11 protein-coding genes are annotated in these 13840 nt (G+C 60.3%); all 11 read right to left on the bottom strand.

Annotated features, from left to right (window positions below; genetic code table 11):
• Nucleotides 1–97: 97 nt before the first annotated feature.
• A complete protein-coding gene (locus DXA43_RS04790) occupies nucleotides 98–1798 on the bottom strand; it encodes a peptidoglycan D,D-transpeptidase FtsI family protein (RefSeq protein ID WP_370448004.1) in 1701 nt (566 codons plus the stop codon).
• Between the two features lie 182 nt (nucleotides 1799–1980).
• Nucleotides 1981–2451 (bottom strand): hypothetical protein, encoded by a 471-nt coding sequence (locus DXA43_RS04785; RefSeq protein ID WP_117584230.1) that lies wholly within the window; start codon nucleotides 2449–2451, stop codon nucleotides 1981–1983.
• 90 nt (nucleotides 2452–2541) lie between these two features.
• Nucleotides 2542–3507 carry a 16S rRNA (cytosine(1402)-N(4))-methyltransferase RsmH gene (rsmH, locus tag DXA43_RS04780; protein ID WP_117584231.1) on the bottom strand — a complete coding sequence of 322 codons (966 nt, stop codon included), beginning with the start codon at nucleotides 3505–3507 and terminating at the stop codon, nucleotides 2542–2544.
• Nucleotides 3508–3527: 20 nt separating this feature from the next.
• Complete coding sequence (locus DXA43_RS04775) at nucleotides 3528–3962, bottom strand: division/cell wall cluster transcriptional repressor MraZ (RefSeq protein ID WP_006234269.1); 435 nt, start codon at nucleotides 3960–3962, stop codon at nucleotides 3528–3530.
• A gap of 462 nt (nucleotides 3963–4424) precedes the next feature.
• A complete protein-coding gene (gene xerD / locus DXA43_RS04770; protein WP_199407928.1) occupies nucleotides 4425–5366 on the bottom strand; it encodes a site-specific tyrosine recombinase XerD in 942 nt (313 codons plus the stop codon).
• Nucleotides 5367–5368: 2 nt separating this feature from the next.
• Nucleotides 5369–7030: a CTP synthase gene (locus tag DXA43_RS04765; RefSeq protein ID WP_117635384.1), complete on the bottom strand. Its 1662-nt coding sequence runs from the start codon at nucleotides 7028–7030 to the stop codon at nucleotides 5369–5371.
• A 178-nt stretch (nucleotides 7031–7208) separates the two neighbouring features.
• A complete protein-coding gene (locus tag DXA43_RS04760; RefSeq protein WP_040358312.1) occupies nucleotides 7209–7547 on the bottom strand; it encodes a hypothetical protein in 339 nt (112 codons plus the stop codon).
• A gap of 256 nt (nucleotides 7548–7803) precedes the next feature.
• A complete protein-coding gene (locus tag DXA43_RS04755) occupies nucleotides 7804–9285 on the bottom strand; it encodes a DUF1846 domain-containing protein (RefSeq protein ID WP_006234276.1) in 1482 nt (493 codons plus the stop codon).
• A gap of 557 nt (nucleotides 9286–9842) precedes the next feature.
• Nucleotides 9843–11330 carry a YfcC family protein gene (locus DXA43_RS04750; RefSeq protein WP_369832560.1) on the bottom strand — a complete coding sequence of 496 codons (1488 nt, stop codon included), beginning with the start codon at nucleotides 11328–11330 and terminating at the stop codon, nucleotides 9843–9845.
• Between the two features lie 138 nt (nucleotides 11331–11468).
• Nucleotides 11469–12464: an ornithine carbamoyltransferase gene (gene argF / locus DXA43_RS04745; RefSeq protein WP_117584234.1), complete on the bottom strand. Its 996-nt coding sequence runs from the start codon at nucleotides 12462–12464 to the stop codon at nucleotides 11469–11471.
• A gap of 110 nt (nucleotides 12465–12574) precedes the next feature.
• Entirely contained in the window at nucleotides 12575–13816 is a 1242-nt protein-coding gene (arcA, locus tag DXA43_RS04740) for an arginine deiminase (RefSeq protein ID WP_117806415.1), read from the bottom strand.
• Between the last annotated feature and the right edge of the window lie 24 nt (nucleotides 13817–13840).

Below are 13840 nucleotides of genomic sequence, written 5' to 3'. Positions count from 1 at the left end.
TCGGCGTATTGTATCCCAGCGCCGCGCATGCGTGGTGCAGGGCATGTGAACACCCCTCATATGGGACAACAAACCACGCCCCAAAGATTGTAACCCCCTACTTCGTGCGCGGGATGCCCAGCACGTCGAGCGCGTTGGCCATAATGGACTGGAACGGCACCGCAGCGGCATCTGAGCCGCTCGGCGTTCCGTCGAGCGTGATATAGCACAGCACCTTGGGTGATTGTGCCGGCGCAAAGCCCATAAAGGACGACATGTAGTTCTCCTTGAGGTAGCCGCCGTTCTCGTCGGCACGTTCGGCCGTGCCGGTCTTGCCCGCCACGTCATAGCCGTCAACTGCGCCGCCAACGCCCGTGCCTTCAGACACGACCGTCTGCATGCACGATGTCACCTGGGATGCTGCATCCTCAGAAATCGCACGCTCGCCTTCGCCCCAGTCCTTCTCGTCGCCTTTGCTGGACTTATAGAAGTGCGGGGTCATCATCACGCCGCCGTTAGCGATGCCGCCCACGGCACGTGCGATCTCAATCGGCGAGACAGACAGCGCCTGTCCAAAGCTCATTGAGCCCAGCGTGGCGCCGTCATACTGGTCACGCTCCTTGACGATGCCCAGGCTCTCGCCCGGAAAATCTACACCAGAGCTGTGACCGATGCCCCACTTGTCCACATAGGCGGCAAAGTCGTCGGCACCGATCTTGCGCCCCACCAGGACAAAGCCCACGTTGGACGAACGGCGCATCATCTCGCGCACATCCATGGTCATGGCATAGTCGCGCTTGTCGGCATCGGTGACGGTATCGTCGCCCACCTTGATGCTCGCCGGCACCTCAAACGACGTACTCGATCGCACGACGCCCAAGTCGAAGCCGGCGCCCGCCACGAGTGTCTTAAAGACCGAGCCGGGCTCGTAGGCGTCGGTAACCAGGCGCAGGTTCATATCCTCGGTCTTGGCGTTTTCCAAATCGGTCTGGTCGTAGGTCGGATACGAGCAGGCTGCCAAGATCTCTCCTGTCGTAGGATCGGTGACCAGCGCCGAGCCGTTCTTGGCCTTAGTCTTCTCAACTGCCTCTGCCAGGGCATCCTCGGCCGCACGCTGGATATTGACGTCGAGCGTCGTCACGATATCAACGCCGTCGACCGCAGCCACCTTTTTATAGGCACCGCCCGCGATATAGCTGCCGTCCCTCGCGCGCTCGCGTACGAGAGAACCGTTCGTGCCGGTCAGAAGCTTGTTGTATTGCTTTTCGAGACCAGTCAAGCCGTCGTTGTCTACATTCACTACACCCAGCACCTGCGGTGCCAGATTGCCGTATGGATATACGCGCTTCATGGCCTGCTCAAAAAGCACGCCGGGCAGGCTCTTCTTCTCCAGCGCCACAGCATCGTCTTCGTCCACCTGGCGCTTGATATACACCCAGGTTCCATCGGACTCGACGAGCTTGCGGCAGGTCTTTTTATCGATTCCAGTTGCCTTGACCAGCGCCGACACCGTCTTGTCAACGTCCTCGACAAGCTGCGGGTTCACGGCGATGTTGCGACATTCGACCGACGACGCCAGCACGTTACCGTTGCGGTCGTAGATGGTGCCGCGTTTGGCATAGAGGGTCTGCGTAAGCAGGCGACGCGCATCGGTACGCTCGCGCAGTTTATCGGCTTCGACAATTTGATAGTCGGCAAGGCGAAAGACGCCCAAGCCCAAGCCAAGCCCGATGAATCCCATGACGGCTTTGCGGCGAGGCAGCGGCGTGCCCGTGAGCCATTCGGTCGACGAACTCTTGCGCGACCTGGTGTTATGCACTTGAGGGCCACCCGAGCCGCGAAGTCGCGACGCCGGGTCGTTGCCACGGGACCGCCCGGCGTTGTAAGATTGCCGACCCGTTCCTTGATAACCAGAACGTCCCCGCGACGAGGGACGTCCAGAACCGCGGCCCCCATCGGAACCGCGGCGATAGTCATTTGTCATACTCAGCTACCGTCTTGCTACTGAGCGGTCGCGGTCGCGTTGGCGCCCGCGGCTGCATCCTGCGAAAAGTCAAGTGTAACGCTCTCGCTGGGCTCCACCATGCCATAAGCGCCCGCAAGGTCGCGAATGCGCGTGTCGGCGCCATAGACCGAATGCATGACCTCCAGGTCGGAGCTCTCATCGGTCGCCTTTTCGAGCGTGTTGGTAAGCTCGGCGTTGCTGTTGAGCACCTGGGCCGTAACGCCGGCGAGCGCCACGCGGGCGACGCCGATCGTCATGAAGATAGCCGCAATGATGCAAAACGTTTTAAGAACGCTCATGAAAACCGGGCTTACCGCCTGGTTTGCCTGACGGCCCGCGCCCGTGTAGACATCAAAGCGCGGCGTGCGCTGCTCACGGGGAGCAACGGGGGCCTGCGGCGTCTCACGATAGGCGGGCATGGCGTTCATATCATAGGCGAGTGCTGCGTTTGAAGTGTTGTAGCCCATGATATGCCGCCTCCCATCCCGAGTACGTTGGTAGTGTGTTTAAGCTTCGTTTATGGTGCGAGCGGGAGGTCCAATATCGCGCGGTCGCGCCTACAGACGCTGCGCCACGCGGATTTTGGCTGATCTCGCCCGAGGGTTGCGCTCAACCTCATCAGGCTGGGCAACCAGGGGTTTGCGGGTGATGACCTTGAGTATCGGCACGTTGCCGCACACGCACACCGGAATCTCCGGCGGACACGTGCACCCCTGGCTCATCTCCTTAAAGTGGTTCTTTACGATACGGTCCTCGAGCGAGTGATACGAAATGACGCAGATACGTCCGCCCGGGTTGAGCCACCTGGTGGCGGCATCAAGCCCTCGTTCGAGCACATCGAGCTCGTGATTGACCTCGATGCGAATGGCCTGGAAACTTTTCTTGGCCGGGTGTCCACCATGCCGACGAGCGGCAGCCGGGATACCCGCCTTGATGATCTCGACAAATTGGCCGGTGGTTTCGATCGGTTCTTGCTCGCGGCGGCGCACGATCTCGCGCGCGATCTGCGAGGCGAACTTCTCTTCGCCGTAGACGCGTAGAATCCGGGCGAGGTCGTGTTCGTTATAGGTGTTGATGACCTCAGCTGCGTTTAAGGTGTTATTGCCCGGATCCATCCGCATGTCCAATGGGGCGTCCTCGTTATACGAAAAGCCCCTGCCAGGGATATCGAGTTGCGGTGACGAAACGCCCAAATCGAACAGGAAGCCATCGACCCCGGGCACCTCGGCCGAGCAAAGCAGCTCGTCCAAGTCGCCGAAGTTGCCCTTCAGCAGCTGGTGCGGAACGCCGGGAACCTCGCGGTCCAGACGGGCGCCAGCGGCCTCGAGGGCCATGTCGTCCTGATCGACGCCGAGCAAAAGGCCCGTCTCCCCCACCTGTGCGGCCATCTTTACCGAATGGCCGGCACCGCCAAGGGTGCAATCGCAGACAACGGAGCCGCTCTTTAGCTGCAGCGACTCAAGCACTTCGCCGAGCATGACAGGTTCATGCCGATATTCTTGTGTCAAGATCCCACGCTCCATCCGTTACCCGTGCCTTGCCCTTACGAGAAGAAGAGGTCCAGCAGGGCCTCATCGTCATCGTCCTCATCGGCCGCGGCGCGATCCCAAACCTCAAGGTGGTCGTAGTTGCCCACAACCGTGACCTCGCGGTCGAGGTTCGCCTGCTTGCGGAGAGACTCGGAAAGACCGATACGACCGGCGCTGTCCACATCCATCGACGTGGTGCGCTTGTTGATCGCCCTCATGAGCTTCTGGTCGTTAATGTCACGCGGGTTAAAACCCTCGTGGCCCTCACGACCCGCGAAGAGTCCTTCGACCCACTTATCGAAGGCCTCGGCAGAGAACACGTACAGAGCATCGACATCCAGGGCTTTGAACACGCGAACGTGCTCTCCAAGCTCCTCGCGAAGGGGTGCAGGCAGGGACAGACGACCTTTTGCATCGAGATTGCGCTCGTATGCACCAGTCATTCCCATGTGCGCCCTCCCCTCGGTTACTCAGATGGCACGTACGCGGGGAACCACCCCGCCTGTCGACGTCATCAATAATAAGGGGAACCGCCCCATTTTTCAACACCTTTCCCCACCCCTTCCCCCACCCCTCCCCACCATTCCACCCCCAATATGTTGTAAAACACCCCCGAGCATATGTTCGAAAACACAATATGTTGTGTTTGCAGCAAAGGCGGGATGCCACCTGTAGAACCACACCCGCGAACCTCAACCTTCAAGTTGACCTTGAGGCGATTTTTACGTCCCTTTACACGCCGTTCACATCGCCCCCAAACTCCCCCACCCACGGTACACACGGCCCACCGCCGCATCGGTGTCTAGCGAAAAATGGGACGGGCCCCAGATTGCCCATGCGCGCAAAAGTGCGTCTCGGCAATCTGGGGCCCGTCCCATTTAGTATTTATAAATATGCAGGTCAGCGAGGTGCTAGCGATGTGCTAGCGGATGCGCCGCCAGATAGACCTCGGTCAGTTGCGTTCGGTCGACATGCGTGTAGACCTGCGTGGTCGAAATATCGGCATGGCCCAAAATCTCCTGCAGCACACGCAGGTCGGCACCGCCCGCGAGCATGTGGGTGGCAAAGGAGTGGCGCAAGGTATGGGGATGGAGCCCCACCAGCCCCACCTGACGCCCATACCGCTCGCATATCGCATGCACGGCCTGGCGCGACAGGCGACGTCCGTTCTTATTTAAAAAGACCGCCGAGGTCTCGGTTCCGCGGGCATGGGCCGCCAAGCGAGAACGTCCCTCAGTTACATAGAGCGTCAGAGCTCGCGCCGCGCTTCCCACCAGTGGGGACAGGCGTTCCTTTGAGCCCTTACCGCGAACGAGTACAAAGCCATCGTCAATATGGATATCGCCCACATCGAGCCCAACCAGCTCACTCACACGCAAACCGCATCCGTAGAGCACTTCCAAGATGGCATGGTCGCGCAGTCCCATCTCGCCCTCGGGAAAGTCTTGATCGAGCAGCGCCGAGACATCCTCCACCGATAGATACTCCGGCAAACGCTCAGCCTTTTTAGGCAGGCGCAACGCCGCCGTCGGGTTTTGGGCCACGGCCCCATCGCGCACCAAAAAGGCATGCAGGCCCTTCACGGCAGCAAGCGCGCGCTCCACCGAGGCGTCGGAATAGCCTCCGCCGCGGCGATCGGCGACAAAGCCCTCCACGACCTGACGGGTCACCTCTTCAAAAGACACAATACCCGCCCGCTCCAGATAGGCGCAGTACGTCGTCAGGTCACGACGATAGGCCACAATCGTGTTGCGCGCCAAGCCCCGCTCGACCGCGAGGTAATCGAGATACTCCCCCGCCGCCACGGCGAGCGACGAGGGAGTAGCTTCGGTATGTTCCTTATTCGCCGGCACCCTTAGTCCGTAGCGAGGTTCATGGGCGTCACCTGCAGACGGTCGACACCCTCGTGCTGGCCGATCGAAGCGCGCACGAACTCTCGGAACAGCGGCTGCGGATTAGTCGGACGGCTCTTGAACTCGGGGTGAGCCTGGGTTGCCACATACCACGGATGCACGTCGCGCGGCAGCTCGACCATCTCGACCAGGCGCTCGTCGGGCGAGAGGCCAGAGATAACCAAGCCGGCATCCTCGAGCTGGTCGCGGAAGGCGTTGTTGAACTCAAAGCGGTGACGGTGACGCTCGTAGACGAGTTCCTCGCCATATGCCTCGCGAGCAAGGGTATCGGCGGCGAGCTTGCACGGATAGGCGCCCAGGCGCATGGTGCCGCCCTTCTCGGTCACGTCCTCCTGCGAGCTCATCAGATCGATGACGCTAAACGGGCCGTCCGGATCGAACTCAGAGGAGCTGGCGCCGGCAAGGCCGACGACGTTGCGGGCGAACTCGCACACGGCGACCTGCATACCCAGGCAAATGCCCAGATACGGAATCTTGTGCTCACGGGCAAACTCGGCCGCGAGGATCTTGCCCTCCAGGGCGCGCTTGCCAAAGCCGCCGGGGACCAGGATGCCCGAGGCGTCGCCCAGAACCTCGGAGACATTCTGCTCGTCGAGGCTCTCGCCGTCGACCAGCTGGACGTCCACATGGCGATCGTAGAAGACGCCCGCATGGTGCAGGGCCTCGATAACCGACAGGTACGCATCGGGCAGCTGCGTGTACTTGCCAACGACGGCAATCTTCACCTTGTCGGCGTGATGGTTGGCGTGATTCTGTTTGCGCAGGAACTCGTTCCACTCGCTCATGTCGCGCTCACGCGGGTCCAGGCCCAGGCGCTCGCAAATACGCAGGTCAAAGTCCTGCTCGGCAAGCAGCTGCGGCACGTCGTAGATGCTCGCGCAGTCCTCATTGGTAAAGACGCAATCGGTGTCGACGTCGCAGAAGCTTGCGATCTTTCCGCGGATAGCGTCATCGATATGGTGGTCGGAGCGCAGCACGATGATATCGGGCTGGATGCCAAAGCTGCGGAGCTCCTTGACGGAATGCTGCGTGGGCTTGGTCTTGACCTCGTGGGCGGCGGCAATATAGGGAACGAGCGACACGTGGATGTAGCAGACGTTCTCGGAGCCGGCCTCCTTGCGGTACTGACGGATGGCCTCGACAAACGGTTGGGACTCGATGTCGCCGATCGTGCCGCCCAGCTCGGTGATGACTACATCGGAGCCGGTCTGCTCCTCGATGCGGCGAAACTTGTCCTTAATGGCATTGGTGACGTGAGGAATCACCTGCACGGTACCGCCCAAAAAGTCGCCGCGACGCTCGCGGGCGATTAGGCTTTTGTAGATGGCACCGGTCGTAAAGTTGGAATCGCGGGTCAGGTTCTCATCAATAAAGCGCTCGTAATGACCCAAGTCCAGGTCGGACTCGTAACCATCCTCGGTAACGAAGACCTCACCATGCTGGAACGGGCTCATGGTACCGGGGTCGACGTTCAGATACGGGTCGGCCTTCTGCATCGTTACTTTGTAGCCACGCGACTTGAGCAGACGGCCCAGCGAGGCCGCGGTGATACCCTTGCCCAGGGACGAAACCACGCCGCCGGTTACGAACACATGCTTGGTCATATTGAGTTACCTGCGCTTCCCGTAGAAGTTGTTTATCCACATCTTACGGGTCTTCATTGTAATACTCGCGCCGCGGACCGTCCGCAATTTTTCTCGCGTGCGATTGCATTTCTCAATCTTGAAACAAAACGCCGCCCGGTTTCCCAGGCGGCGTCACTATGGCAAGGGTTACATGCTGCTATCGATCAGCAACCTCGTCCTCAAGCATTTCTTGAACGAGCATGCCGGTACGGACGCCCTCAAGATACCACTCACCACGTTCGGTGAGGCAAATGCCATTTGCAAGCTGACCGCCGTCGTCGCTATAACGCGAGACGACATCAATCATACCTTCGGAATCCAAGCGATCGATTGCGGCGCGGGCACGATACGGCGAAACCCCCACGCGCTCGGCAAGCGTTTTGCGCGAGAAACCATACGGCCCGCCATTGTCTTCGGTTTGCTGGTCGATCTCCATCAACACCAGCACCTCGACACGCTTCATATCGTTGACACTCGCACGACCCTTGCCCGCCATAGCAGCCTCCTCAAACCGAGCACGAGCATCTAACGCGCCGTGCGCGACCGACACACCTCACGATGGCAGGTAATATCCATCATGCGGCATCCCGCTAAGGATGAAACAGTTACGGTTATTGTATACCGCTCAAATTGTTTCTAGGCAGGTAAACAGCTATTTTTCGCCGAAATAGACGCTTTATTGATCAAAAAGCCGTACCGGGCGCTAACCCGATACGGCCAAAATGCAATGCAATTACCGCGGTGCTTCAAACTTAGCGATGGAAGAAACCGCGGCGCTCAAACTTGGGCTCGCAGCACACGTTGATGCCCAACTTGCGCAGTACCGTCTCGTCCGTCGGCGAGATAATCACGCTAAAGAAGGCATCGCAACCGCGCAGCTGCTCCAGGCCCGAAAGGACGCGAGCGGCCGTCTCACTCGTGGCCGAGGTGATCGACAGCGCCATAAGCGTCTCGTCGGTGTGGAGGCGCGGGTTTTTGCTGCCCAGGAAATGCGTCTTGAGCTTGCTGATGGGCTCGATCGCCTCATCGCTAATGACCTCGAGCTCAAGGTCGACGCCCGAGACATGCTTGAGGGCGTTCATAATGAGCGAACTTGCGGCGCCCAGGCGCGTGGAGGTCTTACCGGTCACCACGGAGCCATCGGGCATGACCATGGCACCCACGGGACCACCCGTCAGCTGCTCCCTGGTGAGGGCCGCCGAGCGCGCCGGTGAGTAGTTCTTATCGATGCCGGCTTTCTTCATAATAATCTTGAGACGGTCGACTTGCTCATCGCCCACGCCGGTACGGCGCACATTTTCGACCGCGGTAAAGTAGCGGCGGACGATCTCCATCTTGGAAGCGTCGCGGCAGGCATCGTCATCGGTGATGGCAAAACCGACCATATTGACGCCCATGTCCGTAGGGCTCTGGTAGGGGCTCTTGCCCAGGATCTTTTCCATCAGGGCACGGACTACCGGGAAGGCCTCGACGTCGCGGTTGTAGTTGACCGTGGTCTTGTTGTAGGCCTCCAGGTGGAAGGAGTCGATGATGTTGGCGTCATCGAGGTCTGCCGTGGCGGCCTCGTAGGCAATATTGACCGGATGCGTAAGGGGCAGATTCCAAACCGGGAAGGTCTCGAATTTGGCATAGCCGGCGGCCGTGCCATGCTTGTGCTCGTGATAGAGCTGAGACAGGCAAGTGGCGAGCTTGCCCGAGCCAGGGCCGGGCGCCGTCACGACAACGAGCGGTCGGGTGGTCTCGACAAACTCGTTCTTGCCATAGCCGTCGTCGGACACGATCAGATCGACATCGTGCGGATACCCCTCGATGGGATAGTGCAGCTTGGCGGGAATACCGAGCGCGTTCAGGCGGTTGCGGAACACATCGGCAGCGGGCTGTCCAGCGTACTGGGTGATGACCACGGCCGCGACAGCAAAGCCGTTGCCGCGGAACAGGTCAACCAGGCGCAGCACATCCTCGTCATAGGTAATGCCAAGGTCACCACGAGCCTTGTTTTTCTCGATGTGGTTCGCGTTGATCGCGATGATAACCTCGACATCGTCGGCGATGCTTTTGAGCATGCGGAACTTGCTGTCCGGCTCAAAACCCGGTAGCACGCGGCTGGCATGATAGTCATCGAACAGCTTGCCGCCAAACTCCAAATACAGCTTGCCGCCAAACTGCGAGATGCGCTCCTTAATGTGAGCAGCCTGCAGCTCGATATACTTCGCGTTGTCGAAACCCTGGCGCATGTATGGCTCCCGTCCCGTTTCGTAAATTAAGTTCCTACGCGATTATAACGGAGCCTGCCCTCCCCGATGCCCAGGCCATCAACAGGCACCAACCAAACACGCCCACCGCAACCGCCGGGGACCCGGGGTGGCTCATTTGGAACGGGAAACAAGGCACTCAGCACCAACAATGAAAACGTCGCAGGTTAAGCATAAGCCAGCGAAAGCCCGCCAGAGTAGGCAAAGCGCCCCTGCACCAACAATGGAAAGCGCCGCAGGCAGAGGACGGACAGCGAGCGCCGTCCAGAACGTACAAGTTGGCATGAAAAAGGCAAGGCATAGACCTTTTGGTCATGCCTTGCCTTTTGAATGACAAATTGTAGTTCTGGGCGGCGCGCAGCGTCGAGTGGTTCCGCGGTTTGGTAAAACCGCGGAACATAAGTGCGCCCCCTCCCGCGCACGGAACGGGAGGGGGCCAAAGGTAGGAGTCTACCGGTGGGGTTACCCCACCGGACAGACGATGACCAGGTGATCCGTTATAGGATCGTCATGGTTTCCGTGGGGTACCCAGGGGGTACTTAGATCATCACGCAAGCGATGGTCAGGATGATGGCGCAGACGACGGAGAGAGCGACGATGAGCTTAAGAGCAAACTTGAGCCAGGTCGTCCACTCGATCTTAGCCAGAGCGAGACCGCCCATGATGGCACCAGAGGTCGGGGTGAACAGATTCACGACGCCGATGGCGGCGGAGAAGATCATGACCATGACCTCGGGCGAGAAGCCGAGCTTAACAGCCAGCGGTCCCATGATGGGCATGGAGACAGTAGCCATACCGGAGGTCGAGGGGATCAGGAAGGACAGGCCAAAGTAGACCAGGAAGCTCATGGGAGCGAAGATCACGCCGGACAGGCCAGCCAGAGCATTGGCGGCAGCGTCGAGGACGTAGACGTCGAGGCCGGTGCTAGCCATGAGGACGGAGATACCACGGGCAAGAGCGATGACGAGGACAACGGACATCATGTCGGCAGCGCCGGTGATGAAGGTGTTGACGATCTGCTTCTCGGAGAGGCCACCGATGATACCGATCAGGACAGCCATGAGGAAGAACCAGGTGGAAGCCTCGTCGAAGTACCACTGGCCAATGGGCAGGCCGGTGATCAGGGCAGACCAGCCCTGAACGATGGCGTTACCGTCGGCGTCATAGACAGCGCCAGCATCGAAGAAGTTGGCGACGCCCTCGTTGAGGTCGGCCAGCGGGATGAAGCCGACGATCATGACGACGAAGGTGAAGGCAAAGGCGATCAGAACACCCTTCTGACGACCGGTGAGCTTGACCTCCTTGTGAACCTCGGAAGCAGCCTTGCCGTGAGCCTCTTCGGCGTCCTTGAGCTCCTGCATCGAAAGGATGGTGGAACCCTTGTCAGCCTTGACCTTCTTGGCATAGCTCATGACGAAGAGGATGGACATAACAGTGGTAACAATCCACAGGACGGCACCGAGGCCGATGATGATGGACTGGTTGACCTCAATGCCAACGCCGGTCAGAGCATCGACGGCAGCACCGACGGCGAACGGGTTAACCGTGGAGCCGAGGCAGCCGCAGCCAGCGCCGAGCAGGACGGTGGCAGCGCCGACCATAGGGTCGAAGCCAGCAGCCATCATGGTGGCGGCGAGCAGGGCGTAGAAGGGAACGGTCTCCTCGCACATACCATAGGTGGTACCACCGAGGGAGAAGATGAACATTAGCACGGGAATGAGCATGATCTCATTGCCCTTAAGCTTCTGCACCAGAACGGCAATGCCGTTGTCCAGGGCGCCGGTCTCGGTCATCATGCCGAGGAAGCCACCGAGGATCATAACGAAGAGGCAGACGGGCAGAGCGTCAGCGAAGCCCTTGACCGGGGCGGTGCAGAAATCGCTCAGGCGGGCAGCGGTAACCGCGCCACCGGACGTACCGGAGACGATAACGGTAACAACCGCGACGATTGCCAGCAGAGCAAGAAGAATGGTGAACGATGAAGGCATACCGCGCTTTTTCTTAGCGGTCTCAGTCATAGTTCTCATCCCCCCTTCATAAATCAATTACTGATCTCGCCCGAAGCGGCTCTTCCGTGCCGTGCATGTCGCTCGGTGCGAGATTTTTACCAGACAAAAGCGCTCGGGGTGCGCAGCAATGCACCCCGAGCGAGATGCTAGATGCTCTTACTTGAGCGTAGCGTACATGACAGCCTTGATGGTGTGCATGCGGTTCTCGGCCTCGTCGAAGACCTTGGAAGCGGGGCTCTCGAAGACCTCGTCGGTGACCTCCTGCTCGGTGATGCCGAACTGCTCGCACTTCTCGGCGCCAATCGTGGTGTTGGTGTCGTGGAAGCTGGGCAGGCAGTGCAGGAAGATGGCACCCGGGTTGGCCATAGCCATGACCTCGGAGGTAACGCGATACGGGGTGAGCTGAGCGATGCGCTCGGCCCAGACCTCGTCGGGCTCGCCCATGGAGACCCACACGTCGGTGTAGAGAACGTCGGCACCGGTGACGCCGTCCTTGACGTCGGTGGTCAGCTTGATGGTGCAGCCGTTGGCCTCAGCGATGGGCTTGCAGGCCTCGATGACGTCGTCAGCGGGCATGCACTCCTCGGGGCCGCAGGCCACGAAGTTCATGCCGAGCTTGGAGCAGACGACCATGAGGGAGCGAGCGACGTTGTTCTTGCAGTCGCCCATGAAGACGAGGGTCTTGCCCTTGATGTCGTAGTTGAAGTTCTCCTGGACGGTCAGGATGTCGGCGAGCATCTGGGTGGGGTGCCACTCGGTGGTCAGACCGTTCCAGACGGGCACGCCGGACTTAGCGGCAAGCTCCTCGACGTCGTCCTGGGCAAAGCCACGGAACTCGATGCCGTCATACATGCGGCCGAGAACGCGAGCGGTGTCCTCGATGGACTCCTTCTTGCCCATCTGCGACGAACCCGGATCGAGGTAGGTAACGCCCATGCCCAGATCCATGCCGCCGACCTCGAAGGCGCAGCGGGTACGAGTGGAGGTCTTCTGGAAGAGCAGAACGATGTTCTTGCCCTCGAGATAACGGTGCGGAACGCCAGCGCGCTTCATGTCCTTGAAGTTCTTGGAGAGCTTGAGCAGATACTCGATCTCCTCGGTGGTGAGGTCGAGAAGCTTGAGGAAGCTACGGCCGGAAAGGTTAACACCCATGGTTCGTTTCCTTTCGAAGAAATGAATTCCTTAATTACGTAATAAGTCTGCCCGTTTGACGGGCGAAAACCGGTGCGGTTGTAGGGAAACCGCACCGGAAACTGAAAACCTTAGAGGTCCTCGCGCCAGAAGGGCATGCTCATGCAGCGCGGGCCGCCACGGCCGCGGGAGAGCTCGGCGGAGGGCACGACGAGAAGGTCCAGGCCCTCCTTGTACAGCACGTCGTTGGTGACGGTGTTGCGGGCGTAGACGCAGATCTTGCCGGGCTCGACGCACAGGGTGTTGGAGCCGTCGTTCCACTGCTCGCGGGAGGCCGCGATCGGGTCGCCGCCGCCGCAGGGGATCAGCTTGACCTGGTCGACGCCGGTGGCGTCCTCCAGGACGTGCTCGAGGGTGTCCTCGATCAGGCGGATGTTGACCTCGCCCGGGTTCTTGCCGGCGGTCAGCTCGTAGACGCGCAGGGTGCCCATGATGGCGGGGTGGATCGTGAACTTATCGACGTCGATCTGGGTGAAGACCGTGTCGAGGTGCATGAAGGCGCGCGAGACGGGGATGTCGAAGGCCAGGATGCGCTCGACCTTGGAGTCGGAGTTCCAGAAGATGTTCTGGGCCATGACGTCGATGGCGGCCGCCTGGGTGCGCTGGGAGATGCCGACGGCGAGGGTCTTCTCGTTGATGTTCAGCACGTCGCCGCCCTCGGTGTGGAACTGGCAGTCGCGGCGGAAGTACAGGGAGACGTCCTTGTAGTCGGGGTGGTACTTGAAGACGTACTTGCCGTACAGGGTCTCGCGGTTGCGGGTGACCGAGTACATGCGGTTGAGGTTGACGCCCTCGCCGACGACCGCGAACGGGTCGCGGGTGAAGTAGAGGTTGGGCATCGGGTCGATGATCAGGTCGGACTCGGACTCGGAGTTGACCAGGGAGTCGAGGGTCGTGGACGCCGTGAGGGGCATGTCGATCTCGGCCTTGGTCATGCCGGCCATGGTCTTCTTGACGAACTCGAGGTTGTCCTCGATGGAGTCCAGCTTCTCGCGGACGATCTGCGGCATCTGCTGGCCGCGGATGCCTGCCTCGGCGATGTACTGGTCGGTGAACTCGGCGCGGGCGCCGGGGACCTGGTCGAACACCTCTGCGACGAGGTTCTCGAGGTAGAGCACCTCCACGCCCTGGTCCTTAAGGATCTGGGCGAAGGTGTCGTGCTCCTGCTGCGCGACCTCCAGGAACGGGACGTCGTCGAACAGGAGTCGCTCGAGCTCGTCGGGCGGCAGGTTGAGGAGCTCGTCGCCGGGACGGTGCAGGCAGACCTTCCTGAGCTTGCCGATCTCGGAAGGCACGTGCAGACCTTTCGTCATGGCCTCCTACCTTTCTTTCGGGCC

The sequence above is a fragment of the Collinsella sp. OF02-10 genome (genome assembly GCF_003463445.1).
Classification (GTDB): Bacteria; Actinomycetota; Coriobacteriia; order Coriobacteriales; family Coriobacteriaceae; genus Collinsella.
This window is presented reverse-complemented; position numbering and strand designations above follow the sequence as displayed.

What these genes read in the sequence shown, in the direction of transcription:
- DXA43_RS04765 (WP_117635384.1), bottom strand. Translation starts at nt 7,030, where the DNA reads ATGACCAAGCATGTGTTCGTAACCGGCGGCGTGGTTTCGTCCCTGGGC.
- rsmH (WP_117584231.1), bottom strand. Translation starts at nt 3,507, where the DNA reads ATGGAGCGTGGGATCTTGACACAAGAATATCGGCATGAACCTGTCATG.
- DXA43_RS04755 (WP_006234276.1), bottom strand. Translation starts at nt 9,285, where the DNA reads ATGCGCCAGGGTTTCGACAACGCGAAGTATATCGAGCTGCAGGCTGCT.
- DXA43_RS04760 (WP_040358312.1), bottom strand. Translation starts at nt 7,547, where the DNA reads ATGGCGGGCAAGGGTCGTGCGAGTGTCAACGATATGAAGCGTGTCGAG.
- arcA (WP_117806415.1), bottom strand. Translation starts at nt 13,816, where the DNA reads ATGACGAAAGGTCTGCACGTGCCTTCCGAGATCGGCAAGCTCAGGAAG.
- DXA43_RS04785 (WP_117584230.1), bottom strand. Translation starts at nt 2,451, where the DNA reads ATGGGCTACAACACTTCAAACGCAGCACTCGCCTATGATATGAACGCC.
- DXA43_RS04750 (WP_369832560.1), bottom strand. Translation starts at nt 11,330, where the DNA reads ATGAGAACTATGACTGAGACCGCTAAGAAAAAGCGCGGTATGCCTTCA.
- argF (WP_117584234.1), bottom strand. Translation starts at nt 12,464, where the DNA reads ATGGGTGTTAACCTTTCCGGCCGTAGCTTCCTCAAGCTTCTCGACCTC.
- DXA43_RS04775 (WP_006234269.1), bottom strand. Translation starts at nt 3,962, where the DNA reads ATGGGAATGACTGGTGCATACGAGCGCAATCTCGATGCAAAAGGTCGT.